We start from the raw sequence: 25,086 nt of genomic DNA, 5'->3' as shown, positions 1-25,086 counted from the left end.
GTACGGTCGCAGCCGTGCAGACACCCGGGGGAGCGCGAGACACGACGATCCCGAGATGGGCTGCGCTGGGAATGGTGCTGTCCGCCGCCGGCATCGGCTCGGTCCTGTTCGTGCTCGTCCAGCGCTTCTTCCGATACGGGACCTGCTACGACGTCCAGACACCCGAAGAAGAGATCACCTGCGACGCCTACTCCGCGACCATCGCCACGGGAGAGCGGATCGTGGTGCTGATCGCCCTGGCCAGCGCTGCCGTGATGGCGCTGCTCGGCGTGGCCGACGGTGCGCGGCGGCGGGTGGTCGCGCCGGGGTCGTCGTCCTGGCCGGTGCTGCTCCTGATGGGCGGTAGTCCGGCGGGGCTGCTCGGCTATCTGACCGGGTGGCTGGCCGGGTGGGCCGGCCGCGGACGCTCCCGGCAGCCGATCACCGCAACGGGCGAGCGGCATGGCTGACCGGCGGCCAAGGGTTTCGGTCAAGGGTTTCAGCCATCCGGGCCTGCGATGGCCGGCATGACTCGCTCGCGTTTCAACCCGATGAGCCGGGCTTGAGCGGTCCAGGGCCAGGCTGAAGTGGGTCAGCCTGGACTGAAACGGGCCGCGCTTGGTTCCGGATCGGCCTGCCGTGGTGCGGCCGAGATGGCGCGGGCCCTGCGCCCACCACGAGGACCTGCCCGACCCACCGGTCTGGGAGGGCGCGGAGCACCACACTCCCTCGAAGTCGTCCAGGGGTGGGGCCGGGGGCGTCAGTCGGCGTCGGGGAGGCCGATGGCGAAGGCGTCTTCGAGGTCGTGGCGGGAGTAGGCGCGGAAGGCGATGTGGGATTCGGTGTTGAGGACGCCGGGGGTTTTGGAGATGCGGCCGGCGATGACTTCGGCGATGTCGTCGAAGTGGGGGACCCGGATGATGGCGATGAGGTCGACGTTGCCCGCTACGGAGTAGACCTCGCTGACGCCGGGGAGGGCTGCGAGGGCTTCCGCTACCTCCGGGATCGAGTCGGTGGCGCAGTCGATGTGCACGATTGCGGTGTTCACTCGGGGCTCCTCTGGTCGGCGTCGCGGTTCATGCTAATCAGGGGGTGGTTCGGGTCAGGCGGCAACCGTCAGGTCTTTGCCCGCGCGGATGACGCCGGTCAGGGTTTCGCCCGCCGTCACGGTTGCGCCGGGCCAGATCACGCAGCGTGTCACGTCCCCGGCCACCGTTGCGCCCGCGCCGATCACCGACTCGGCAACGCTGCCCGTGACGGTCGCCCCCACGCCGACCAGAGACCCAGCGCCGGCCGGAGAGCCTGCGTCGGTCAGAGAGCTTGCGCTGGCCGGAGAGCTTGCGCTGGCCGGAGAGCCTGCGTTGGTCAGAGAGCCTGCGTTGGTCAGAGAGCCGGGGGCTGGAGAGGCCGCGGCGTGGAGGTTGGCGGCGAGGTAGTCACGGGGAGTGCCGGTGTCGATGTAGGCGCCGGCGTACGGGATGAGGGTCAGGGCTCCTGCGGTCTCGGCGGGGCGCCAGACGGTCTTGACCAGGTCGGAGAAGGTGGGCTTCAGGTCCTTGACGTAGTGCCAGGGGAGCAGGGAGAAGCCGGCGAAGCAGACGTCGCTGAATTCGCCGCGCCGGGTGGGAGCCGGGGTGGTGGTGAGCATGCGGACCGTCGTGCCGTCCCAGCCGTCGAGGAGGGCGGCGATGTCCTTGCCGGGCTCACGGTCGGGGTCGGCGAGGTAGGCGTCCGCGTTGCCGACGAGGACGCCGCGGCCGTTGATCCAGTCGCGCAGGTTGGCGACGCCGCCGGAGGTGCCGAGGGGGCCGTCGGGTTCGACGGAGAGGTGGGCTCGGGTTCCTACGTGGGACACGATCTGGTCGGCGAGGTAGGCGGCGTTGACGGCCACCGTGGACGGATCGCGGAAGCCCAGGGCGGAGACGCGCTGGAGGGCGCGGTCGAGCAGGGCGATGTTTCCCACCGGGCACAGGGCCTTGGGGAGCCGGGTTGTCAACGGGCGCAGGCGCTGGCCTTCGCCCGCGGCGAGGATGAGGGCGCAGATCCCGGTCATCGGGTTGCTTGGGGGCCGATGCCGTAGACGGCGAGGACGCGGGCGGTGTTCACCGAGAGCAGGGGGAGGTCGTCGTAGGGGAACCAGGCTGCTTCGAGGACTTCGCCGCCGTCGACGATCAGCTCCGTGGTGGAGGCGGGGACCTTGCCCATGAACATCATGTCGACCCAGCCCTTGGTGTGGACGATCGCGTTGGGGACCGCGGGGACGAGGTCGTCGGGGTCGAGGCGGACGCCGGATTCCTCGTGGAGCTCGCGGGCGGCGCCGACGTGCGGGGGCTCGGCTTTCTTCAGCAGGCCCGCGGGGAGGCCCCAGCCGGGGCGGCCGGGCTGGCGCAGCAGGAGGAGTCTGCCGGGGTCCTCGGCTTCGGCGTCGCTGATGATGCAGACCGCCCCGACGAGATATTTGGGGACGATGAGACGGACGGCGCGGCGGCGCATCGCGTGCGGCATCCGGTAGAAAGCCTTGTACGCGGCACCGCGGATCCGCCGAGGAATTTTCACGCCCTCAAGGCTATCGGGGGCTCAGTCCGGGTGGTCGACGAGGGCGATGAGCTGTTCGACGACCTGGTCGGGCTCGAGGTTGCGCTCGGTGACCGCCACGAGCATGGTTTCGAGGTCGGGGTAGCCGAGCTCCTCGGCGAGGCGGCGCAGGGGCACCTCGCTGGCCAGGCCGCGGTCGTGCTTGCGCAACGTGAGGCCGATGGTCGCGCGCCCGAGGCGTACCTTGTCCTGGATGCTGATGCCGGGCGCGTTGTCCTCGGCGAAGTAGCGGTTGATCTGCATCTGGGCCTGGGTCGACTTGACGAAGCCGAGCCATTCCTTGCGGGGGCCGCGCGGGGCGGTGGATTCTTCCGGGTCGATCGGGCCGTCGCTCTCGGTGAAGATCTCGACGACGTCGCCGTCGCGGAGCTCGGAACCGAGGGGGGCCAGCCGGCCGTTGATGGTCGCGGCGAGCGTCTGGTCGCCCTTGCCGGGGTTCAGCTCGTACGCGAGGTCGACCGGGGTGGACGCGGCGGGGAGCTCGAACGTCTGGCCCTTGGCGAAGACGGTGATCTGGGCCTCGGCGAGGTCGCAGCGCAGCGAGGCGAGGAACTGGCCGGCGTCGGTGGCGTCCTCCTGCCAGTCGAGCACCCGCTTGAGCCAGGTCAGCTGGTCCTGGCCGGGGGATTCCGCCTCGGACTTGGGGTAGCGGTAACCGGTCGCGACGCCGAACTCGGCGCACCGGTGCATGGAGACCGTCCGGATGAGCACCTCGACCAGGCGGCCTTCCGGGCCGGTGACCGTCGTGTGCAGGGAGCGGTAGAGGTTGTTCTTGGGGGAGGCGATGAAGTCCTTGAAGCGGCCGGCCACCGGGCGCCACTGGCCGTGGATCGCGCCGAGCGCGGCGTAACAGTCGGTCTCGGGCCCGTCGACCACGACGACGATCCGGGGCAGGTCGAACGGGACCTGATGGCCGCCGGCGACGGTGTCTTTCCAGATGGAGTAGTAGTGCCGGGGCCGGGGCTGCACGTCGCCGTAGACCTTCGTGCGGCGCAGCGCTCCGCGGGCCTTGCCGACGACCTCGTTGAGGTATTCGTTCCAGCCGGGGCGGTTCTTGACGTGCTCCTCGATGCGGGCGAAGGAGTCCGGCTCGAGGTGGTAGAGCACCACGTCGTCGAGGTCGCGCTTGAGGGCCTGGATGCCGAGCCGGTCGCAGAGCGGGACGAGCACGTCGAGCGTGGCCGTGGCGATGCGGGCGCGGGAGGCGGGGGAGCGGGCGCCGAGGGTCCGCATGTTGTGCAGCCGGTCGGCGAGCTTGATCACGAGGACCCGGACGTCCTTGCCGGCCGCGACGATCATCTTGCGGATGGTCTCGGCCTCGGCGACCTTGCCGTAGAACGCCTTGTCGAACTTGGTCACGCCGTCGACCAGGTGGGTCACCTCGGGGCCGAAGTCGCCGTTGAGCGTCTCCAACGTGTAGCTGGTGTCCTCGACCGTGTCGTGCAGCAGCGCCGCCACCAGGGTCGTCGTGTCCATGCCCAGCTCGGCGCAAATCTGCGCGACCGCGAGCGGATGGCTGATGTACGGGTCGCCACTCTTGCGGAACTGGCCGCGGTGCATGTTTTCCGCGACCGCGTAGCTGCGGCGCAGGACGCCGGCGTCGGCCGAGGGGTGAATTGCCCGATGGGTCCGGGTCAGAGTGGTGACGGGGTCGTCGTCGTTGCCCTGAAAGCTCAGGAGGGATCGCAACCGCTTAGCCAGCGGCATGGGCAGGGCACGCCCCAATGCGGCGCCGTGGCCGGCGTCGACATCCACTCGGACACCCCCTCACCGATCGGCAAAGACCACAGTAACCCGCCGCACCCGAACTTCTTCCATTCCGGATTCGCGGCGTGCCTTACAGCCTAAGCGAGCGAGCGTCATCCGAACGGTCAGTTACCGATGAGCGAACGGGTGACTCTCGACGGGACCCGGCCGCTTCGGCCCTGGTGAGGAGGGTAGTGAACCGCGCAGCGCCACGCGCCGGTGACACCCAGTCGCCGGAAGTTTCCACCAGCCGGGTGTCGGGCCGGTCCAGCCACGCCAGAATCCGCTCGGTCTCCTCCGCCGTCGCGGCCGGAACCGGTCCCGGTCCGGGTAGGACCGTCTCGGCGGTCGCCATCGCCAGGTCGAGGGTCGGGCGGGGATGCAGGCGCGGCGGCGAGGTCGCGGCGGCCGCCAACCGGCCATGGCGGACGACGATGATCTCCCAGCCGTACTCGTCGTTGCGGCGCGCGGCGACTAGCTCGGCGATGCTCGTCACAGCACGCAGTTTCTGCATGCGGACGATGGCGCGCAGCAGCGCCACGAGGCGGGACCGGACAACGGCGGCCTCCTCGTAACGCTGGCGCTGCGAGAGCGACTCGATCCGGGTCAGCAGGGCCTCGACGAGGGGCTCCGGGTCACCGTACGTGGCGGTGCGGAAGGGGTCTGCGGCGCTCACGGCGTACTGATCAGGGGTGATGTGGTGCTCGCAGGGCGCCGGGCATTTCCCCAGCTCGGCCAGCGCGCAGGCCGGCGTCTTGGTCTTGATCGACAGCTTGTGCGTGCACTGGCGCAGCGGGACGGCGTCGTAGACCGCGGCGGCGGCCAGCTCGGCGGTCCGGCGCGAGGAGAACGGGCCCAGGTAGGCCGCGTCGTCCTCGGCGAGCTGCCGGACGACCGAGAGCCTCGGGTAGGCCTCGGCGGTCAGCTTCAGCCAGACGACCCGTTCCGGATACTTCGACCTGCGGTTGTACGGCGGGGCGTGCGCCGCGATCAACCGCAGCTCCCGCACCTCGGCCTCGAGCGAATGCGCGCACTCGACGGCCTCCACCCGGGTCGCGGCGTTGATCATCTCGGACATCCGGGCGCGTTTCTCGCTCGCCGTGAAGTAGCTGCGCACCCGTTTCGCGATGTCGACCGACGTGCCCACGTAGAGCGGGCGGTCGTCGGCGGCCCGGAACACGTAGACGCCCGGGGCGTGCGGCAGGTCGTCGGCCAGGTGCCGTTTGCGCCGCTGGGCCGGGGTGACCGCCTTGCCGAACTCGATCGCGTCGCCCAGCGAGTAGACCTTGAAGCTGCCCAGCCGTTCGATCAGCCCGTGCAGCACGTCGACGGTCGCCTTCGCGTCGTCGAGCGCCCGGTGCGTCGGCTGGACCGTGGCGCCGAAGAACTGGGCGAGCGTGCCCAGCTTGCGGTTGGGCACCTCGTCGCGGGTCAGCGCACGCCGGGCCAGCGCGGCGGTGTCCACCACCCGCAACTGCGGCCACGCGTAGCCGTGCCGGGCGCACGCGGCCTTGAGGAAGCCCACGTCGTAGGGCGCGTTGTGGGCGACCAGCACCGCGCCGCGCAGGAACTCGAGCAGCGTGGGCAGCACCTGCTCGATCGGCGGCGCAGGCGCCAGCATCGCCTCGGTGATGCCGGTCAGCACGGTGATGAACGGCGGCAGCCGCTCACCCGGGTTGACCAGGGTGCCGAACTCGCCCAGCCGCTCCCCGGCGCGGACCTTGACCGCGCCGATCTCGGTGATCCCGCCGCCGTCCGGAGCCCCGCCGGTGGTCTCCAGGTCGAGGACCACAAAAGTCGTGTCGCGCAGGGACAGCGCCGCGGGATCCACGGTGCCGTCCGCGCTCAGGAGGGTGTCCAGAGTGCCCTGCACATATGCCGGTTGTGCCACGGCGGGCAGATTAGAGCGGGGGTACGACATTCCCGTGGGCGGGGACTGAAAACATCACTTGCTACCGCAAGCTTTTAGGCTGCACACGGTGGGAGAATAAAAAGATGTCCGCGCCGCACGAGTACGACGACCGGCCTGCCGAGGAGACAGCGCCGGTGGTTGCGGACGTGGCTGATTCGCCCGAATTATCGCTTAACGTCCCCTCCTTGGATGATCTTGAGCCTTCGCTGCCGGAGCAGGTGCGGCAGCGGATCACCACTTTGACGGCCGCCGCGCTGCCCGGGCTGCCCAACGAGGAGATCCCCTTCCCGCTGCGGCGGGTCGCCCGGTTCGCGCCCAACCGGCGCGCCAAGCTCGGCGGTCAGGCCCTCGCGGCGCAGCTCGCCGCCGACCCGCTCTTCCGCCAGCGGATCGGCGCCCGCGTCGTCACCGAGGCCGGTGACCTGGGCGCGGCCGTCGCCGGTGGGATGGCCCCGGCCGCCGCCGACCCGGTCGAGGTCGCCGCGCTCGCCTACCTGGCCCGGCCCGACGGCTGGCGCGAGCTGATCGAGGCCGCCGGCGAGTCCGTGCGCGCCGAGGCCGACAGTGCCGCCATCGCCAACCTCGTCCACGAGGCAGAGCAGCGCGCCGCCCGCGCCGAGCACGACCGCGCGGTCGCGAAGGTCGAGGCGGACAAGCTCCGCGACGAGCTCGCCCGGGTCCGCGAGGAGCTCGGTCAGTTGCGCGAGGAAGCCCGCTCCAGCTCCCGGGCCCTGCGTGAGGCACAGGCCGCGGGCAAGCGGGCCAGTGACCTGCTGGCCACCGAGAAGGGCCGCACGGCCAAGGTCGCAGCAGACCACGACGCTGAGGTACGCCGCCTGCGCACCCGCCTCGCCGAAGCCGAGGCCCTCGCCGCGACCGGCAAGCAGAGCGCCAAGGATGCCCGGGCCGCGGGCGATGCCCGGCTCTGGCTCCTGCTGGAAACCATCGGGCAGGCGGCGAACGGTCTGCGCCGCGAACTGTCCATCGGCCCCACCGACAAGCTGCCCGCCGATTTTGTGGCCGACGTCTCCGCCGACCGGCCGGGCGCGCTCGAACGCTCCCGCCCCCGCGCGCAGGACACCGATGATCCGGGCCGCCTCGACCAGCTGCTCGCGCTGCCCCGCGCCCACCTGATCGTGGACGGCTACAACGTCACGAAGCGCGGCTTCGCCGAGATGTCACTCGAGCAGCAGCGCAAACGCCTGGTCACGGGGCTCGGCGGCATCGCTGCCCAGACCGGCGACGAGGTCACGGTGGTCTTCGACGGCGCCGAGCGGGTCCACGGGCTGCCGCCGGCTCCACGTGGCGTGCGGGTGCTCTTCTCGCACAAGGGCGACACCGCCGACGAGCTGATCCGTCAGCTGGTCAGGGCCGAGCCGAGCGGGCGTCCGCTGGTGGTCATCTCGTCGGATCGGGAGGTCGCCGACGGGGTTCGGCGGCACGGTGCGTACCCGATGGGAGCGGATTCACTGCTGCGCCGGCTCGCCCGCGGCTGATTTTTGTCACACCCCCTGCTTAGCGTGACTGTCACGGATGGTGGCCGTTCCGCGACACGCACTTCCCCCGGATCCCGGCCCGGCCCACCTCCCGCACGAGGAGGAAGCGATGCTCATCGACTGCGGCCGCTGCCCCGGACGGGGGCGCGGATGTGAGGGATGCCTGATCAAGACGCTCGCCGAGACCCCCGAGGAGATCGGCGACCTGACCCCGGGCGAGCTGCGCGCCATCGAGATGTTCGAGATGGCCGGCTTCGACGTGGAGCTTCTCGAGACCCCGGAGCCGCCGGTCTCGGTGCCCCTCTACCGTCAGCCGCGCGGCCACGTGGCGTGATCAGAAAGGGGGCCACCCTAGGATGGGGCCGGTGACGCCTCGGATGTGGGCTGCGGGCACGCTCGCGGTGCTGGTGGTCGGGCTGGTCGTGTACGCCGCTGTCGTGGTGCCCTGGCACCGGCCGCCGGCGCCACGCGCCGATCAGGTCGCCGCGCTCAAGGAGTTTCCGGCCGGCCAGTTGGCGCGTGCGCGGGCGTTCCACGGGGCACTGCGGCCCGCGGGGTACGGCTCCATGGCGATCGGTCTCGTCGGGGCGCTCCTGCTCGGGCTGACACCGCTCGGGGCGCGGCTCGTGACGCTGGCCGGGCGGCCGTTCGGCGGGCACTGGATCGCGCAGGCCGTGCTCGGCGGGCTGATCGTCGTGCTGGTGGTCGAGGTGGTCACGCTGCCGCTCGCGGCCTGGCGGCACCGGGTGGTGGTGGAGTACGGCATCTCCACGCAGTCGTGGGGGGCCTGGGCTGTCGATCTCGTGAAGTCGTACGCCGTGGGTGCCGTGATCGGTGGTCTGGCTCTGCTCGGCTTCTTCGCGGTGACGAGGGCGGCGCCACGATGGTGGTGGGCGTTCGGGGCCGCGGGGGCGGCACTCGTGGTCGTGCTGCTGTCGTTCGTGCTGCCCGTGGTCGTCGAGCCGATCTTCAACAAGTTCACGCCGATGGCGGACGGGCCGCTCCGGACCGAATTGATGCAGTTGGCCGCGCGGGACGGCGTGCCGGTCAAGGATGTTCTGGTTGCCGACGCCTCGCGGCGGACCCGGGCGGTCAATGCCTACGTCTCGGGGTTCGGGCCGACCCGGCGGATCGTGGTCTACGACACGATGCTGACCGAGGCCACACCCGACGAGGTGGTCTCCGTGGCCGCCCACGAGCTGGGGCACGCCAAGCGAGGCGACGTGCTCACCGGAACGATCATCGGAGCGCTGGGGGCCGCCGCCGCGGTGATCGCGCTCTACCTGCTCGGCTCGCTGGGGTGGCTGCTGCGGTGGGCCGGCACCGATTCGATGGGGGATCCGCGGGCCATCGCGCTGCTGATCGCCCTGGTCACGATCGCCGGGCTGGCCGGGGGCCCGGTGCAGGCCATGGTGTCGCGCCGCATCGAGTCCCGCGCCGACGCGCACGCCCTGGAGCTGACCGGCGACCCGGCGACGTTCGAGGCGATGCAGCGCCGGCTCGGCACGGTCAACCTCTCCGACCCCGACCCGCCGGCCTGGGAGTACGTGATGTCCGCCTCGCACCCGTCCACCGTGGAGCGCATCGCCGCCGCGCGCGCCTATGCCAGGGGAGAGCGCTGATGGGCCGGACGTTGCTGGTCACCAACGACTTCCCGCCGCGGCCCGGGGGGATTCAGCAGTTCGTGCACAATCTGGCCGTACGCCAGCCGCACGGGTCCATGGTCGTCTACGCCTCGACCTGGCGCGGGTCCGGGCAGTTCGACGCGGAGCAGCCGTTCGAGGTGATCCGCGAGAGTACCGGCGTGCTGCTGCCCACCCCGGCGGTCGCCAAGCGGGCCGCGGAGATCGCCCGGGCCCACGACTGCGACAGCGTGTGGTTCGGGGCCGCCGCGCCGCTCGGGTTGCTCGCCGACGGGTTGCGCAAACGCGCCGGCATCGAGCGGGCCGTCTCGCTCACCCATGGTCACGAGATCGGCTGGGCCGCCCTTCCGGGCGCGCGGCAACTGCTTCAGCGGATCGCCACCGGCAATGACGTGGTCACCTTTTTAACCGAATTTCAGCGGGTACGCCTGGAGCGCGCGCTGCACGGCCGCACCGAGCTCGAACGCCTCACGCCCGGCGTCGACGTGGACGTCTACCACCCCGGCGTGGACGGCGCCGAGGTCCGCGCGCGGCACGGGCTGAGCGACCGCCCGGTTGTCGTGTGCGTCTCGCGGCTGGTTCCGCGCAAGGGACAGGACATGCTGATCCGGGCGCTGCCCGAGATCCGGCGACGGGTTCCCGGTGCGGCGTTGCTGGTGGTGGGCGGGGGGCCGTACCGCAAGAAGCTCACGGCCCTGGCCCGCGACCAGGGTGTCGAATCCGATGTGGTCTTCACCGGGACAGTGCCCTGGGCGGACCTCCCCGCCCATTACGCCGCGGGCGACGTGTACGCGATGCCGTGCCGCACCCGCAGCGCCGGCCTCGACGTCGAGGGCCTCGGCATCGTCTACCTGGAGGCGTCGGCGATCGGCCTGCCTGTCGTCGCCGGGGATTCCGGGGGAGCGCCCGACGCCGTCCTCGAGGGAGAAACCGGCTACGTCGTCGGCGGGCGTGACGTGCCGGCGATCGCCGACCGGGTCGCGGGGCTGCTCGGCGATCCCGGGCGTGCCAGGCAGATGGGCGCCGCGGGGCGGGCATGGGTCGAGAAGGAGTGGCGCTGGGAGACCAAGGCCGCGCGGCTGACTGACCTGCTTCGTGCCACATCGGCCTGAAATCGTCATCACTCCCGGAATATGTATAGACACGCTTCGTAGTCAGAGGTAGGAACGGCTCAGACCCCCATGGGACGGGAGCCGTGATGGAAGACGCCCTTGAGCAGGACGACGCGGAAGACGAACTGGCTCTTCCCTACTGGCTCACCAGCACCGAAGAGGCCGCCAACACCAGTTTCCTGCGGATGTTCCGGCGGCTGCCGCGCCTGCTCAGTTCGGCCTGGGCGCTGGCCTGGCAGGCGAGCCCCGGAACCACGCTGTCGGTGGTCGTCCTGCACCTGCTCGGCGGTGTCGCCAGCGCCGTCGGGCTGATCAGCGTCGTCGGCGTCTTCGACGGGCTGCTGCGCGAGGTGCCGACACCGGACAGGGTCCGGGCTGCGATTCCGTCGCTGTTGCTGCTTGTGGGCGCGATGGTCGTACGCGGAGCGCTGACCTCCGCGGCCGCAGCGGCGAACGGAAGGCTGTCGCCGCAGGTCTACCAGGCCGCGGAGATGCGGTTGCTCGACCTGACCACCGGCGTCGACCTGGCCACGTTCGACGACCCGAGCTGGCGCGACGCCATGGAACGCGCCCGGGACCGGGGGATATTCGCCGCCCAGAACCTCGTCGACCGGGCCATCGAGTTCGGCACCAACCTGATCGGGCTGGTCGCCGCCGCGGGTGTGCTCGCCGTCCTGCACCCGCTGCTGCTGCCGTTGCTGGTGCTCGCCGTCGTGCCGATCGCCTGGTCGGCGGTGCGCTCGGCGCGGCTCGGCTACCGCCAGCGGCTGCGGTACATCGCGGTGTGGCGGCGGCAGCGGATGCTCGCGGAACTGCTCGCCGCTCGCGAACCGGCGGCGGAGGTTCGGGCGTTCACCGTACGCAAATATCTGCTCGCGGAGATCGAACGGCTGCTCGCGGCGGCCACGCGGGAGGAGGTTCTGCTGTCGACGCGGCAGGTCCGGACCGCGCTGATCGGGAACACGCTCAGCGGCATCGTCACCGGGCTCACGTACCTGCTGCTGCTCTGGCTGCTCTGGACCGGGCGGATGGAGCTGGCGGCGGGCGGTGCGGCCGCGTACGCGATCGGCATGGGCATCGGCAAGCTGACCGAACTCGCCTACAGCGCCAACCGGGTCTTCGAGCAGGGCCTGTACTTCTCGGACTTCCAGGGCTTCTGCGACCTGTCACTGGCCCGCACCGAACCGGTCACCGGCCGCGACGCCCCGGAGAGCTTCACCGAGATCCGCCTCGACAACGTCACGTTCAGCTACCCCGACGCCGAACGCCCCGCCGTCCGTGACATCACCATGAAACTGCGCCGAGGCGAGATCGTCGCCCTCGTCGGCGAGAACGGATCGGGCAAATCGACGCTGGCCAGCGTGCTCGCAGGCCTCTACCGCCCGCAGTCCGGCCTGGTCCGCTGGGACGGCCGCGACCTCGCCACCATCGACCCGGAATCAATCCGCCGCCGCGTCGCCGTCGTCATGCAGGAACCAACCCGATGGCCCCTCCCGGCCCGAGCCACCATCTCCATCGGACGGTACGAACGCCGCGCCCGAATGCCCGAAGTCGTCCGCGCCGCGCAGGCTGGTGACGCGCACGACTTCGTCATGGAGTTGCCCCGGCAGTACGAAACGCTGCTGTCGCGGCACTTCACCGACGGCGCTGACCTGTCGGGTGGGCAGTGGCAGCGGCTTGCGGTCAGCCGGGCTTTCTATCGCGACGCCCCGCTGCTCATCTGCGACGAACCTACGGCGAATCTCGATGCGCGGGCTGAGCATGATGTCTACACCAAGCTGCGGGAGTTGGCCGCGGGGCGGACGGTTGTGCTGATCACGCATCGGATGGCCAGTGTGCGGGAGGCTGACCGGATCTACGTGCTCGACCATGGCTCGGTGATCGAGCAGGGTGACCATGCTGAGCTGATGGCTGCCGGGGGCACGTACGCGCAGATGTTCTCGTTGCAGGCCGAGGCTTATCAGTCCGCCTGAACCTGTACCTGTGGGGCGCGGTGCAGCTCACAGGGCGGTGAGGGGCAGGGCGTGGGATTGTTGGCGGGTGGATGTGACCGGGCTGATCGTGGTGGTGGCGGTGCTGCTCCTCGGCGTTGCCGCCGGGCTGTGGCGCCGCCACAACGACGGCCGGCTGCGCTCCGACTCGGCTGGGTCTGGTTCGGCTGGGTCTGGTTCGGCTGGGTCTGGTTCGGTTGGGTCTGGTTCGGGTGGGGCCGCTTCGGGTGGGGCTGGCGATGGGGGTTCGATGGGTGGGGACGGCGAGCGGATCGACGCCGGGTTGCTGGCCGCGCTCGGGGTGGGGCCGGCCGATGCGACGCTGCTGCAGTTCTCGACGGCGTTCTGTTCGCCGTGCCGGGCTGTGCGGCGGGTGAGCGCTGAGGTCGCAGAGTTGCTGCCGGGCGTGCGCCACGTCGAGGTCGACGCCGAGAGTCATCTGGAAGCCGTGCGGGCACTCGGCATCTGGCGCACTCCGACGCTGCTGGTGCTCGACGGCGAAGGACGGGTTACGAAACGCGCCACGGGTGTGCCCTCAAAACCGCAGCTGATCGCCGCCCTCGGAAACGTGCTGCCGCCCCGCTGAACGTCACCCTTCCGCAGGTCACCTGGCGACAGTATGGTCATTTCTAGCGTTGCTAGATAGCCTGCCGCCACAATGCCAGTGCCGATCGTGTTCCTAGGAGGCGACCGGCATGATGGCGCAACTCTCCGCTCCGGACGATGGCCCCGTGCGGGGAGCCTGGGCCGTCTGAGCTGGGGATTCTTCACCCCGACCGTGGTGATGCGACTCACCGCACCAGGGCCGCCGGGTTATGCGAGAGTCCTGAGATGCAGCTCGACCCCCGCGGCCCACGGTTCGCCGCGGCACTGACCACCGTCGTCCTCATCGTCGTCCTGGCGACCGGCTCGGGCTGGCTCGCGCTCGCCCAGACCCTCGTTTTCGCGATCACAGCCGCCTACCCGCGCAGCGGGCCCTACGCGCTGATCTACCGCTACCTGGTCGCGCCGCGCCTCGGCCCGACGACGGAGCGCGAGGACGCGGCGCCGGTCCGGTTCGCGCAGGTGGTCGGCTTCGTCTTCCTCGCGGTCGCATCCATCGGCTACCTGTCCGGCGCGACGACGCTGGGCCTGATCTTCGCGGCGTTCGGCTTGCTCGCAGCGTTCCTCAACGCGGCGTTCGGCCTCTGCCTCGGCTGCGAGGCCTACCTGGCCTTCCGCCGCCTCACCACCCGCGCCGCCTGACCTCGTCCGCCTCACCACCTGCGCCGCTTGACCTCGTCCGCCTCACCGCCCGCGCTGCCTGACCTCGCCCGCCCTACCACCTGCGCGGCCTGACCTCGCCCGCCCGTCTTGCCACCCGCGCCGCCTGACCCCGCTTGCCCGCCTCGCCTCGCCGTGTGGGCTGGGGATTAAAGAAGCGGGGTGCGGGTTCCACGGGATGGCGGGCGCTGAGCTTTAAAGTCGCGGGCATGACTCGCATCCTGCTGATCTCGGGGAGCACCCGCGAGGCCTCCCTCCACACTGCCGCGCTGCGGACGGCGGCGATGGTCGCGCCCGGGACTGTGACCGCGGGGCTTTACGACGGGCTGCGGGGGCTTCCCGCGTACGCGCCGGGGGAGCAGCATGATGCAGTGACCTTGCTGCGGCATGTGGCCGGGACGGCGCAGGGGATTGTGTTCAGTACGCCGGAGATTGCGGGTTCGCTGCCGGGGAGTCTGAAGAATCTGCTGGACTGGCTCGTGGAGGGTGCCGAGCTGTGGGACAAGCCCGTGGCCTGGGTTTCCGTGGCGAACCCGGGTGATGACCACGGTGCACTCTCGACGTTGGAGACGGTGCTGGGGCATGGGAATGCGCGGGTGCTGCGGTCGGCGATCATCCGGCTGCCGATGGGTAAGGAGGCGGTCGGGGCGGACGGGCTCATCGCCGATCCTAGGTTGCATCAGGCGATGCGCGACATGTTGCACGCTTTTGAGCGGGCGGTGGCGCCGAAGCCGGAGGAGACGCCGTCGTGGCAGGTGCAGTCGAGTCTTTATCCGATGGTGCCTCAGCTTCAGGCCGGCGCGGCCCGGCACCGGCGAAGTGGCAGCTAAAGTCGGGACGCGCCGAAAATGTCCGTCCTGTGTGCTGACGGAGGGTTTCACAAACGCCACCGCCCGCATCCGTCCCCCGGGATGGGGGCGGTGCGGGCGGTGGGGTGAGCGGTCAGAACTTGGGTGCGTCGGGAGCCTCGAGGAGGCCGAGACGCAGCGCCGTCATCAGCGCCTGGGCGCGGTTGGCGGCGCCCAGCTTCTCGTAGAGCTTCGAGATGTGGGTCTTGGCGGTGGACTCCGACACGAACAGTTGCTTGGCGATTCCGGCCACGCTCATGCCGTCGGCGAGCAGGCGCAGGACCTGGCCCTCGCGCGGGGAGAGCTGGGGGCCCGAGGGTGCCAGGCGGCGCTTCATGGCCTCGGCCAGGTCGGCCGCGGTGAAGGCGCTGGGTGCCGAGGCGGCGTGCCGGGCGGCCGCCACGACCTCGTCGGCGGGGGCGGTCTTGGGCACGAATGCGCTGGCCCCGGCCTCGAGAGCACCGAACAGCTGGTCATCGCCGGCGTACATCGTGAGCACCACGATGCCCATGTTGGCGTTGTTCTTGCGCAGCGCGCGGGTGGCTTCGAGGCCACTGCCGTCGGGCAGGCGCAGGTCCATGATGACCACGTCGGGCTGGAGCGCACCGGCCTGGCGGACGGCCTCGGCGGCGGTGGCAGCCTCGCCGACCACCTCGAACTGCCGGTCCCGCTCGAACGCGTGCCGCAGCCCCTTACGGATCAGGTCGTGATCGTCGACGAGAAGCACCTTGGTGCGGGTCGTCGGCATCGGACTGGTCGACATGCTCGGGTTACTCCCCTTCTGGTGCGGAAACGCTATCCCGCACGCTATCGCGCCGGGCGGAGGTTCCAAGCACTACCGCAACGGTTGTCCCGCTGGGGTGTCGCGGCCGGATCTCCAGACGGCCCCGGATACGTTCCGCTCTCTCGGCCATGATCGCAAGGCCGTAGCGTCCGTCCGGGCGGTCGTCGGCGAATCCCTTCCCGTCGTCCGAGACCTCGATCTCCGCGTACGGAGGGTCGACGGTGCACGTGACCCACAGGTTGGACGCGCCGGCGTGCTTGCGGGCGTTGGTGATCGCCTCCTGGGCGATGCGCAGGAGCTCCGCCTCGGTCGCCGCGGGCAGCCGGGCGGTGGACTCGTCGAACGTGAAGTGCACACGTAGCCCGGCGGAGGTGCCGAGGGTCCGCGCGTACTCAGCGATCGCCGCCGCCAGCCCGCCGTTGCGGTCCACCTCGGAACGCAGCTCGAACAGGCTCAGCCGCAGCTCGGTGATGACCCGGGTGACCTCGCCGCGCAGCGTGCGCAGCTCCTCGGCGGTCTCTTCGGCGCCCTCGGGGAGGGTGGCCTGCGCGTTGTCGATGCCGTAGCCGACCATGACGAGCTCCTGCGCGACCCCGTCGTGGATCTCGCGGGCGAGTCGCTGACGCTCCTCATTGGTCGCGAGCGAGCGCACCTCGTCGAAGAGCAGGGCGGCTTCCAGCCGGAGGGCGGCAGGGCCGGTCACCTCGGTCACCCTTGAGATCACCGCTGACGGGTACGCGCTGGAGACGTCAGCTTCCAGGATCACCAGCCCGATCGTACGCACACCCGCGACCAGCGGTACGACCAGCGAAGACGTGTCCCCGCCGACGGGCGTGCGGGCCTGGGACCGCGAAGCCGTCTGCGCCTGCTGCGTCGCCCACGCGTCGGCGATCGCGGAGTCGTTATCGAGCGTGACCTCCCAGTCGACCCGCTCGGCGCCCGACTGGGCCAGCACCACGAGCCGCCCGCCGCCACTGGCCGAGAGCACCGCGGTCCGTTCGGCGGGGGCCACCGTACGCAACTCCTCCAGCAGGTGCTCGGAGATGCCACCCGGGTCGAGCGTCGCACCGGGCAGTGACCGGGCAACGCTCCGCAGCTGGGTCAACAGCCGAGTCGCTTCCGCGTACGGCTGCGGCGTGACCTCCGTCGGCGTCATCAGCTGGCGCATCGTGTCGGCGGCGAATGTAACGATCGCGCCGAGCACCAGCCACTGCCCGCCCGCGGCGAGATAACCCGGCTGGGTGATGACCGCGGTGCCCTCCTCGACGATCACCCCGCCGATGACCATCGCGACCGCCGCGACGCCCAGCAGCGCGGCACCCTCGGTGGGCCGCCGCCGCAGTGCCGCCGTGAGCAGGGGAACAGCCAGGTAGGGGAGCACTGCCTCGGCCCCGAACCCGGCGTCGACGGTGCCGAGGCTGTTCGCGGCGGCGGCGACGGACCCGGCGGCCAGCCCGGTGACGGCGACCTCGGCCAGCCGGCCCAGCGGCGCGGCGATCCGGTGGTCCGGCGCGAAGAACGAGGGCAGGGCCGCGACCAGCAGCAACGCGATCCACCGCAGCTCGGACGGCTCCCGCGTGGCGATCAGGGTGAGCGCCGCCACGAGAGCGAGCATGACGAGACGCGCGGCAACCACGAGCGGATGGATGCGCACAGGAACGCTGGCTGAGGCGGGCACGTGACGGATGGTAGCCGTAGCGCCCCGATCCGGCCCAGCGGTGCGGCCGGGGGTTGCCGGTGGGCGGGCCGCCGCACGGTAGCCTGCCAGCCATGGCGGACAGCTCGACTCAGTCGATCCTGGTGCAGGCGCCTCTCGCCGAGGTAGCCGCGGTGATCTGCGATTTTCCCCGATATCCGGAGTGGGCGGATGCGGTGAAACTCGCCGAGGTCGTCGAGGAATACGAGGACGGGTACGCCGCGCTGGTGCGCTTCGTGCTCGACGCCGGCCCCCTCGCCGACGACTATCAGCTCGAATATGCGTATTCGGATGATGCGTCCCGGGTCGAGTGGCACCTCGCCGCGCCCTCGAAGATGCAAAAAGTGTTGAACGGCTCGTATGACCTCGTCGAGGACGGTGGCGGAAACACGACCGTCACGTACACCCTTGAGGTGGAGCTCACCGTCGGGATGCTGGGCATGTTCAAACGCAAGGCCGAGAAAATGATCATGGACACGGCCCTGAAGGAGCTCAAGCGCCGCGTCGAGAGTCTCGCCAAGGCGTAACGGTTCTTCCGCTTGCGGGCACAGGGGGCACACGATGACAGGGACCACGGGATCGGCACGCGAAGAGGCCGAGCGCCTCGTCGCCACGGTGCTGGCCAGGGCGTCACAGGCCGCAGGGGGCTCGTCCGGGTCGGGTGGTGGGCTGGGCGCTCTGGGTGGGCTGCTCGGCGGTGTTGTCGGCTCGGTCCTCGGTAAGAAGGACGAGAAGAGCGCCGCCGCCCACCTGGCATCGGGCGTCGGCGACATCGCCACGGGAGTGGCCAGCGTGCTGCGCGCCGCCTCCATGGCCGCCAGCGAAGCCACCCGCTCCCGCCCCACGGCGACCGGCACTGCGGCAAGGGGTTCGGCGGCGACCGGCACTGCGGCAAGGGGCTCGACGACGAGCGGCACCGCGGCAAGGAGCTCGGCGGCGACCGGCTCGACGGGTGCCGGCTCGACGGTGACCCGGGGGGCGGCGCGGCCCGAGCCGACTCCCGATCAGTCGTGGTCCGCTGCGACACGTGCGCCCGTTAAAACAGAAAAATCCGTGATGACGGAAAAGTCTGAAGAGCTGGATGAGCCCACGATCGAGGAAAGCTCCGACCCGTGGGCGGCAGCGACCCGCGAGGACGGCCGCGCCGCCCGCCGAGAGGCCGCGGCAAAAGCAGAGCAGGCCCGCCAAGCGGCCGCCGAGAAGGTCGAGCAGGCCCGCCAGGCCGCCGCGGACCGAGCCGAGAAGGCCCGGCGCGCCGCCGCAGCCAAGGCCGCTGACGCGCAGCAGGGGGCTGCAATAGCGGAGGAGCGGCAGGCGGCTGCGGTCGAGGCCGTTGATGCGCGGCAGGCGCGTGCGGTCGAGACGGTGGCGAAGCGGGAGGCCCCCGCGGCTGAGGTCGTAGCGGACCCGGAAAATACCGTGGCTGAGATTGCTGAGGCCCCGGAGGGGCCTGTGGCTGAGGTTGCAGGGGTGCGGCCTGATTCGGGGGAGTCTTTGCGCGGAGCCGCAGCGCGCCCCGCCGAGCCGGACAACGACGAAGAGGCCGCGGCCGCTCGAAGCGGGTCAGGGCCTGGTGCGGTTGTGGGCGCCGAAACGCGTACTGAAAAATGGGAAAAGGGCGTGACGCGCCCCACGGACCCCTGGGCTGCGGCGGTCGCGAACTACGCAAATGATGACTCACCGCCTGAAACCGGCGTGGCGGGAAGCGTCGGCGTAGATCATGATGTGGCGGCACCGAGCGACACAAGCGACAGCTCCGCCGACTGATCAGTCCGGGTTGGGACCCAGCGGGGGCGGAGTGACACGAACATGAGGGGACGGGCAGCGTGGCGCTGACCATCGGGATCGACGTCGGTGGCACGAAGGTGGCCGGCGGGGTGGTCGACGAGAAGGGGACCGTTGTCGCTCAGACGCGGCGGGAGACCCCGGCGGACGATCCGGCCGGCACGAGGGACACGATCGTTGCCGTGGCGACCGAGCTGGCGGCGCAGTATCCCGAGGCGAACGCGGTCGGTATCGGCGCGGCTGCCTGGATCGACGCGGCGGGGTCGACGGTGCTGTTCGCGCCCAACCTGGCGTGGCGGGACGAGCCGGTGCGGGACATCGTGGCGAAGGCGGTCGGGTTGCCGACCGTGCTGGAGAACGATGCGAACGTGGCCGCGTGGGCGGAGTTCCGGTTCGGGGCGGGGCGGCAGGCCGATGACTCCATGGTGATGATCACCGTGGGGACGGGGATCGGTGGCGGCATCGTGATCAACGGGGGGCTGTGGCGCGGGGCGAACGGGATCGCCGGGGAGCTGGGGCATATCCAGTCGGTCAACAACGGGCATCCGTGCGGCTGCGGGCGGCTCGGGTGTCTCGAGCAGTACGCGAGCGGTAAGGCGCTGGTGCGGTTCGCGCGGGCGGGGGCGCGGCAGGAGCCGGATCGGGCGGCGTTGCTGCTGGAACTGGCCGGCGGGGACCCGTTGGAGATCACCGGGCGGCAGATCACCGAGGCCGCGCGGTCCGGGGACGGGGTGGCGCGGGACGCGTTCGCGCAGATCGGCTACTGGCTCGGGGTGGCGCTGACCGACCTGGCGCAAGCCTTCGACCCGCAGGTGTTCGTGCTCGGCGGCGGGGTCATCGACGCGGGGGACCTGCTGATGGGGCCGGTCGAGGCGACCTACCGCAAGGAGCTCACCAACCGCGGGCGGTTCCCGGTCGCGGAGATCCGGGCCGCGGAGACCGGTAACACCGCGGGTGTGCTCGGCGCGGCCGACCTGGCCCGCCGGATCTGAGGGGGACGACGTGTCCGGGGTTCCGCTGCGGGTGCTCAGCTACAACGTGCACGGCCTGCGTGACGATCGGGCGGCGCTGACCGGCCTGGTCCGCGATCTCGCCCCGGACGTCGTCATCGTGCAGGAGGCGCCGCGGCGGTTCCGGTGGCGGCACAAGTGCGCCGCGCTGGCGGACGATTTCGGCATGGTCGTGGCCGAGGGTGGCTTGCCCGCCCTCGGCAACCTGCTGCTGGTCAGCATGCGGGTGCGCGTGCACGGGACGTGGTGCCTGCGCTATCCGCTGACGCCCGGGCGGCATCTGCGCGGGGCGGCGTTCGCGCGATGTTCGGTGAAGGGCGCCCAGTTCACGATCTCCGGGTCGCACCTGGCGACCGACCCCGCGGAGCGCCCGGCGCAGGCCGCCCTCTGGAAAGAGGCGCTCGGCGGCATCGAGGGGACGCTCGTGGCGGGCTGCGACCTGAACGAGGGGCCCGGAGGGGGTGCCTGGCGCACGGTCGCCGACGGGTTCCAGGAGGGCGGGAGCAGGGTGCTCACCTTCCCGGCGACGCTGCCCCGGATGGAGCTCGACGCGCTGTTCGTCTCGCCCGGTGTCGAGGTCACGCGCTACGAGGTCGTGGACAACGACGCGGCCCGGAAAGCCAGTGATCATCTTCCCGTTCTAGCGGAACTTTTCCTACCTTCCGAGTAAGCGTCACGTCTGCGAGGATTCCCGGGTGCAAGACACCCCGGACATCGCCGACCGTCATGACGCGGTCTGTGTGATCGGTGCCGGGGCCAGCGGCCTCGCCACCCTCAAAAGCCTGCGTGAGCAGGGATTCTCCGTCGACTGCTACGAGCGTGAGACCTCGGTCGGCGGTGCCTGGAACTGGCGTCACGACCGCAGCCCGGTCTACTCCACCGCGCATCTCGTCTCCTCGCGGCCGTTGACGGAGTTTCCCGACTTCCCGATGCCCGACGACTGGCCCGACTACCCCCATCACAGCCAGCTGCTCGGCTATCTCGAGCGCTACAGCGAGCACTTCGGCCTGCGGGACGACATCTGGTTCGGCACCGAGGTCGTCTCGGTGACCCCGGCCGGTGACGGCCGGTGGGACGTGACCACGCGCAGCGTCGGCGGCGGTGCCGAGCGGGTGCAGCGCTATGCGGCCGTCATCGCCGCGAACGGGCACAACTGGGCACCGAAGCCGTTCACCGTCGACACGTCGGAGTTCCGGGGGCGGGTGATGCACGCTTCGGCGTACAAGGATCCCGCGCAGTTGCGGGGCCGCAAGGTCCTGGTGATCGGCGGTGGCAACACGGGCTGCGACATCGCGGTCGAGGCCGCCCAGCAGGCCGAGAAGGTGTGGCACTCGACCCGCCGCGGCTACTGGTTCGCCCCGAAATACCTCTTCGGCCGCCCGGCCGATCAGATGCTCCCGCCGCGACTTCCCCTGCGCTTCAGGCAGAAGCTCTACCGATGGATGGTACGGCTGACAGCCGGCGATCTGACCCGTTACGGACTCCCCGCACCCGACCACCGCCCGTACGAGAGCCACCCGGTCGTCAACAGCCAGCTCGCCTACTACCTGGGCCACGGCCGGATCACCGCCGTGGGCGACGTCGCGAGCATGGAGGGTTCCACGGTGGAGCTCAGCGACGGCAAGCGCATCGAGCCCGACCTGGTCATCACCGCGACCGGCTACCTGCCGCGCTTCGAGTTCCTGGCTCCGGAGCTGCTCGACGTCGACGAGGACGGCCGTCCCGATCTGCACCTGCACGCGTTCGCCCGGCGGCACCCGACGCTCGCCGTGATCGGGTTGCTGCAGCCCGACGCCGGGCTCCTCCCGCTGGCCCACTGGCAGAGCGTCGCCGTAGCCCGCTGGCTGCGGCTGCGTATCGACGACCCGGCGAAGGCCGCCGCGGTGCAGCAGAAGGAGTCGGTGCGGCCGGTGCGCAGCTGGAGCCGGCTGCAGGTGGTGCCGTCGTCGCGGCACTGGTTCGAGGTCGGTCACACCGACTACCTGCGTGCGGTCGAGGACCTGCTCAAGCACATGGAGCCCGCGTCATGAGTTCGCAGCTGTTGCGGTTCGAGGACTGGACCGCGCCGGTCCCGCCGGTGCGCCGCGAGGTGCTGAGCGCGCTACCCCATCCCGACGAGAAGAACCCGCCGCTGCTCTTTGTGCCGGGCCTCGGTCACGGTGCGTGGGCCTTCCGCGAGCACTGGCTCGGCCACGCGGCCTCCCGGGGATTCTCCGCGTACGCCCTGAGCCCTCGCGCCGCCGGATCGTTACGGGCGTACGTGCATGACGTCGTCCAGGTCGCCGCCGGTCTCCCGCGGCAGACCGTCCTCATCGGTCACGGGGTCGGCGCACTCGTCGTCTCGCATGCCCTCGCCCGCTACCCCGCGAAGGCGGCGGTCCTTGCCGCCCCGGTGCTGGACGGCTGGCCGGCGCTCGGCGCGGCCCTGCGTACCAATCCGTTCGGCACCCTGCCCGCGTTCTTCGGCGGCGGTCTCGGGCTGAGCCGTAAGCAGCTCTACAGCCCCGGCTGCACGTACGAACGGAAACTCACCCGCGAGCCGACGGCCGTCTACCGCTCGGTGCTGACCGCCTCCCGCCCGGCAGCCCCGGTGGGCTCGCCTCCGGTGCTGGTGGTGGGCAGCCCCGACGACAAGATCGTCACCCGCAAGGCCCTGGACCGTACGGCGGCCCGCTTCGGCGGCGCGCCGCTGCTGTTCCCGGGGATGGGCCACGACCTGATGCTCGACACCGAGTGGCAGGAGCCGATCGACGCCATCATCGACTGGCTGGAGAAGGAGCTGCTCGCCTAGGCGCAGCCGTTATTTTCTCAGCCCCGCGGCTACCCGGCCGGTGCGGTCCAGCGTCGTGAGGTAGGCGCGGGCCCACGCGACGATGTCGTGGCCGACGAGATGCGTGCGCATGGCGGTCATCCGGCGTTCCAGGTCTGCCGGGTCGGCCTCCATGGCGCGCAGCAGCGTCTCCTTGAGCCCGTCGACGTCGTGCGGATTGACCAGGAACGCGTCCTCGAGCTCGTCGGCCGCCCCGGCGAACTCGCTGAGCACGAGCGCGCCCGAGGCGTCGGCCCGCGCGGCGACGTACTCCTTGGCCACCAGGTTCATCCCGTCCCGCAGCGGGGTGACCACCATGACGTCCGCGGTCTGGTAGAGCGCGGCCAGCTCGGCGCGGTCGAACGGCTGGATCAGGTAGTGGATGGCGGGTTCGCCGACCCGGCCGTGCTCGCCGTTGATCCGCCCGACCTCGCCCTCGATGCGGTGCCGCAGCGCCCGGTAGCTGTCCACGCGCTCCCGGCTCGGGACCGCGACCTGCACCATCACGGTGTCGCGGACCTTGACCCGGCCGTCGCGCAGCAGCTCGCTGTACGCGGTCAGCCGGTGCTCGATCCCCTTGATGTAGTCGAGCCGGTCGACGCTGAGCAGCACCCGCCGCGGCCGGCCCAGGTCGGAGCGGAGCTGCGCGGCCCGCTCCCGGACGTCTCGGCGAGCGGCGAGCGCCTGCATCTCGGCGACGTCGATCGACATCGGGAACGCGCCGGTGCGGATGGCCCGCCCGTCGAGGGTGATCTGGTCGTCGCCGGTGACCCGCGCGCCGAGCAGCTTCACCGCGAGCTGCGCGATGTTGTGCGCGGCCTGCGGGCGCTGGAACCCGACCAGGTCCGCGCCGAGCATCCCGCGCAGCAGGTCGAGCCGTCGCGGCAGCTGCATGAACAGCTCCGGCGGCGGAAAGGGCACATGCAGGAAGAAGCCGATGAGTACGTCGGGCCGCAGCTCCCGGATCATCTGGGGCACCAGTTGCAGGTGGTAGTCCTGCACCCAGACCGTGCCGCCGGGCTCGACCGCCTCGGCCGCCGCGTGGGCGAAGCGCTGGTTCACCGCCTTGTACGTCTCCCACCAGCCCCGGTCGAACACGGGTGGCAGGACGGCATCGTGGTAGAGCGGCCACAGCGTCGAGTTGGCGAACCCCTCGTAGTAGCCGCGGTGCTCCTCGCTCGTCAGCCCCATCGGTCGCATCCGCAGGCTGCCGATGTCGGGCAGGGCGGGCGCGTCCCCGACCTTCCCGCCCCAGCCGACCCAGGTGGCCGGGGTCCGGTCGAGGATCGCGTGCAGGGCGCCGGCCAGCCCGCCGGGGCTGCGCCGCCATTCGCACGCGCCGTCGGGAGCGACACTGTCGTCGATCGGGAGGCGGTTGGACACGACCACGAGCGAGCTCTGGCGCATTCACGAGAGGTTATCGGATGGCTACCCAGAGGTACAGGTCTATGTTTCTAGACCGACTTCTTCAGACCGCAGCCCGGCTTCTCAGACCACGGCCCGGCTTCTCAGACGACGGCACCGTCGTCGAAGTCGTCGTCATCGTCGCCCGAGCGTAGCCGCCAGACCAGTGTCACCGCGCCGGCCACGATCGCGGTGAAGCCGATCAGGGTCACGAAGTTGCGCTGGATCGGCAGCAGCCAGGGGAAGAGGAAGAGCACGAAGCCCAGCACCACGCCGAGCACGCCGGCGACCGCGTATTTCGAGATGTGCGGCAGCGGCGGCGGGGGCGGCGGCACATACCGGTCCTCGTCCTCGTCGTCCGGCAGCCCGGCGCCGAACGTGTCGAGCCCGTCGAGCATCGAGGGCTCGTCGGCGGGGCCGGCGGGCTCCGGGCGGTCGGTGCGGCGCCGGTTGTGCTGGACCGGATCGTCCGTGGGCAGCGTCACCGGGCCCGGCTGCGGGTTGCTGTTGGGGTCGAGCCCTTCGGCCTTGGGCCACGGCTCGGCGAGCGGGTCGACGGCGGTGTGGAAGCCCGCGACGATCTTGGCCCACTCGGCGTCGACGTCGCTCTGGGCAGCCGAGCTCTGGGCGGCCGGGCTCTGCGCGGCCGGGGCCGGGGCCTCCGTCTTGGCCGGGACCGGTGTGGGGCCGAGACCGCCGGTCAGCTTCTGCAGGTGCTCCTTGGCGGTGTCGAGGTGCTCGCGGTCGACGAAGAGCCGGTCCGTCGGGCGGGCCGGCAGCGTCGTGGCCCGCAGGACCGGATTGAGGTCGGCGGAAGGTTGCAGGTAGGCGGCTATGCCACCGGCCGCCAGCACGTCGAGCAGGTGCTCGCCCACGCGTGGATCCACGTCGCCCGCAGCCGCATAGTCGGCCGCGTCGAGCCCGTTGTCCCGCCGCCCTCGACGGGCGCCACCCGCAGACACCCTTTTACACTCCTCGCCCCCGCGCTCCTCGCGCGCGTGCCTTGAATGGTG

24 protein-coding genes are annotated in these 25,086 nt (G+C 71.0%); 15 read left to right on the top strand and 9 right to left on the bottom strand.

Features of this window, described 5'->3' with window-relative positions; translation table 11 throughout:
* Positions 1-14 precede the first annotated feature (14 nt).
* Positions 15-449 (top strand): hypothetical protein, encoded by a 435-nt coding sequence (locus Ahu01nite_RS03200; protein WP_203834834.1) that lies wholly within the window; start codon positions 15-17, stop codon positions 447-449.
* 290 nt (positions 450-739) lie between these two features.
* Here the strand turns inward: Ahu01nite_RS03200 and Ahu01nite_RS03195 are convergent, their stop codons facing one another.
* From Ahu01nite_RS03195 to Ahu01nite_RS03175, 5 genes are all read right to left on the bottom strand, one after another.
* Entirely contained in the window at positions 740-1,027 is a 288-nt protein-coding gene (locus tag Ahu01nite_RS03195) for an Lrp/AsnC family transcriptional regulator (protein WP_203834833.1), read from the bottom strand.
* Between the two features lie 54 nt (positions 1,028-1,081).
* Positions 1,082-2,032 (bottom strand): sugar phosphate nucleotidyltransferase, encoded by a 951-nt coding sequence (locus Ahu01nite_RS03190; protein ID WP_203834832.1) that lies wholly within the window; start codon positions 2,030-2,032, stop codon positions 1,082-1,084.
* Positions 2,029-2,535 carry an NUDIX domain-containing protein gene (locus tag Ahu01nite_RS03185; RefSeq protein WP_239158581.1) on the bottom strand — a complete coding sequence of 169 codons (507 nt, stop codon included), beginning with the start codon at positions 2,533-2,535 and terminating at the stop codon, positions 2,029-2,031. Before Ahu01nite_RS03185 ends, Ahu01nite_RS03190 begins: the two co-directional genes overlap by 4 nt.
* Positions 2,536-2,556: 21 nt before the next feature.
* Complete coding sequence (locus Ahu01nite_RS03180) at positions 2,557-4,329, bottom strand: RelA/SpoT family protein (protein WP_203834831.1); 1,773 nt, start codon at positions 4,327-4,329, stop codon at positions 2,557-2,559.
* Between the two features lie 82 nt (positions 4,330-4,411).
* On the bottom strand, positions 4,412-6,211 hold the full coding sequence (locus tag Ahu01nite_RS03175) for a DEDD exonuclease domain-containing protein (protein WP_203834830.1): 1,800 nt from the start codon (positions 6,209-6,211) through the stop codon (positions 4,412-4,414).
* A 104-nt stretch (positions 6,212-6,315) separates the two neighbouring features.
* Here Ahu01nite_RS03175 and Ahu01nite_RS03170 point away from each other — a divergent pair, with 104 nt between their 5' ends.
* The 8 genes from Ahu01nite_RS03170 to Ahu01nite_RS03135 all read left to right on the top strand — a co-directional run bounded on the left by Ahu01nite_RS03170 (position 6,316) and on the right by Ahu01nite_RS03135 (position 14,567).
* Positions 6,316-7,728, top strand: a complete 1,413-nt coding sequence (locus tag Ahu01nite_RS03170; RefSeq protein ID WP_203834829.1) for an NYN domain-containing protein — start codon at positions 6,316-6,318, stop codon at positions 7,726-7,728.
* A 109-nt stretch (positions 7,729-7,837) separates the two neighbouring features.
* On the top strand, positions 7,838-8,062 hold the full coding sequence (locus Ahu01nite_RS03165) for a hypothetical protein (protein ID WP_203834828.1): 225 nt from the start codon (positions 7,838-7,840) through the stop codon (positions 8,060-8,062).
* A gap of 31 nt (positions 8,063-8,093) precedes the next feature.
* Positions 8,094-9,350, top strand: a complete 1,257-nt coding sequence (locus Ahu01nite_RS03160; protein ID WP_203834827.1) for a M48 family metalloprotease — start codon at positions 8,094-8,096, stop codon at positions 9,348-9,350.
* A complete protein-coding gene (locus tag Ahu01nite_RS03155) occupies positions 9,350-10,483 on the top strand; it encodes a glycosyltransferase family 4 protein (RefSeq protein WP_203834826.1) in 1,134 nt (377 codons plus the stop codon). The genes Ahu01nite_RS03160 and Ahu01nite_RS03155 overlap by 1 nt, the downstream gene beginning before the upstream one ends.
* Before the next feature lie 86 nt (positions 10,484-10,569).
* The gene (locus Ahu01nite_RS03150) at positions 10,570-12,456 is read left to right on the top strand and encodes an ABC transporter ATP-binding protein (RefSeq protein WP_203834825.1); all 1,887 of its coding nucleotides are present in this window, start codon (positions 10,570-10,572) and stop codon (positions 12,454-12,456) included.
* Between the two features lie 268 nt (positions 12,457-12,724).
* On the top strand, positions 12,725-13,060 hold the full coding sequence (locus tag Ahu01nite_RS03145; RefSeq protein WP_203834824.1) for a TlpA family protein disulfide reductase: 336 nt from the start codon (positions 12,725-12,727) through the stop codon (positions 13,058-13,060).
* A gap of 245 nt (positions 13,061-13,305) precedes the next feature.
* Positions 13,306-13,719 carry a DUF4395 domain-containing protein gene (locus Ahu01nite_RS03140; protein ID WP_203834823.1) on the top strand — a complete coding sequence of 138 codons (414 nt, stop codon included), beginning with the start codon at positions 13,306-13,308 and terminating at the stop codon, positions 13,717-13,719.
* Positions 13,720-13,946: 227 nt separating this feature from the next.
* The gene (locus tag Ahu01nite_RS03135; protein WP_203834822.1) at positions 13,947-14,567 is read left to right on the top strand and encodes an NADPH-dependent FMN reductase; all 621 of its coding nucleotides are present in this window, start codon (positions 13,947-13,949) and stop codon (positions 14,565-14,567) included.
* A 112-nt stretch (positions 14,568-14,679) separates the two neighbouring features.
* Here the strand turns inward: Ahu01nite_RS03135 and Ahu01nite_RS03130 are convergent, their stop codons facing one another.
* On the bottom strand, positions 14,680-15,348 hold the full coding sequence (locus tag Ahu01nite_RS03130; RefSeq protein ID WP_023359837.1) for a response regulator transcription factor: 669 nt from the start codon (positions 15,346-15,348) through the stop codon (positions 14,680-14,682).
* Between the two features lie 7 nt (positions 15,349-15,355).
* Positions 15,356-17,047: a sensor histidine kinase gene (locus tag Ahu01nite_RS03125; RefSeq protein ID WP_203834821.1), complete on the bottom strand. Its 1,692-nt coding sequence runs from the start codon at positions 17,045-17,047 to the stop codon at positions 15,356-15,358.
* A gap of 92 nt (positions 17,048-17,139) precedes the next feature.
* Here Ahu01nite_RS03125 and Ahu01nite_RS03120 point away from each other — a divergent pair, with 92 nt between their 5' ends.
* From Ahu01nite_RS03120 to Ahu01nite_RS03095, 6 genes are read left to right on the top strand one after another with little or no spacing between them, the layout of a single operon-like run.
* Positions 17,140-17,592 carry an SRPBCC family protein gene (locus Ahu01nite_RS03120; protein WP_203834820.1) on the top strand — a complete coding sequence of 151 codons (453 nt, stop codon included), beginning with the start codon at positions 17,140-17,142 and terminating at the stop codon, positions 17,590-17,592.
* Positions 17,593-17,626: 34 nt separating this feature from the next.
* Complete coding sequence (locus tag Ahu01nite_RS03115; RefSeq protein ID WP_203834819.1) at positions 17,627-18,832, top strand: TrbL/VirB6 family protein; 1,206 nt, start codon at positions 17,627-17,629, stop codon at positions 18,830-18,832.
* A gap of 59 nt (positions 18,833-18,891) precedes the next feature.
* Positions 18,892-19,842, top strand: a complete 951-nt coding sequence (locus Ahu01nite_RS03110; RefSeq protein ID WP_203834818.1) for an ROK family glucokinase — start codon at positions 18,892-18,894, stop codon at positions 19,840-19,842.
* 10 nt (positions 19,843-19,852) lie between these two features.
* Positions 19,853-20,530, top strand: coding sequence for an endonuclease/exonuclease/phosphatase family protein (locus tag Ahu01nite_RS03105; RefSeq protein WP_203834817.1), 678 nt, complete (start codon positions 19,853-19,855; stop codon positions 20,528-20,530).
* Positions 20,531-20,555: 25 nt separating this feature from the next.
* Positions 20,556-21,890 (top strand): flavin-containing monooxygenase, encoded by a 1,335-nt coding sequence (locus Ahu01nite_RS03100; RefSeq protein ID WP_203834816.1) that lies wholly within the window; start codon positions 20,556-20,558, stop codon positions 21,888-21,890.
* Positions 21,887-22,651, top strand: a complete 765-nt coding sequence (locus tag Ahu01nite_RS03095; RefSeq protein ID WP_203834815.1) for an alpha/beta hydrolase — start codon at positions 21,887-21,889, stop codon at positions 22,649-22,651. The genes Ahu01nite_RS03100 and Ahu01nite_RS03095 overlap by 4 nt, the downstream gene beginning before the upstream one ends.
* A 9-nt stretch (positions 22,652-22,660) precedes the next feature.
* Here the strand turns inward: Ahu01nite_RS03095 and Ahu01nite_RS03090 are convergent, their stop codons facing one another.
* Positions 22,661-24,076: an alpha,alpha-trehalose-phosphate synthase (UDP-forming) gene (locus Ahu01nite_RS03090; protein ID WP_203834814.1), complete on the bottom strand. Its 1,416-nt coding sequence runs from the start codon at positions 24,074-24,076 to the stop codon at positions 22,661-22,663.
* A gap of 101 nt (positions 24,077-24,177) precedes the next feature.
* The gene (locus tag Ahu01nite_RS03085; RefSeq protein WP_203834813.1) at positions 24,178-25,035 is read right to left on the bottom strand and encodes a DUF308 domain-containing protein; all 858 of its coding nucleotides are present in this window, start codon (positions 25,033-25,035) and stop codon (positions 24,178-24,180) included.
* Between the last annotated feature and the right edge of the window lie 51 nt (positions 25,036-25,086).

The organism is Winogradskya humida, assembly GCF_016862215.1.
Classification (GTDB): domain Bacteria; phylum Actinomycetota; class Actinomycetes; order Mycobacteriales; family Micromonosporaceae; genus Actinoplanes; species Actinoplanes humidus.
This window is presented reverse-complemented; position numbering and strand designations above follow the sequence as displayed.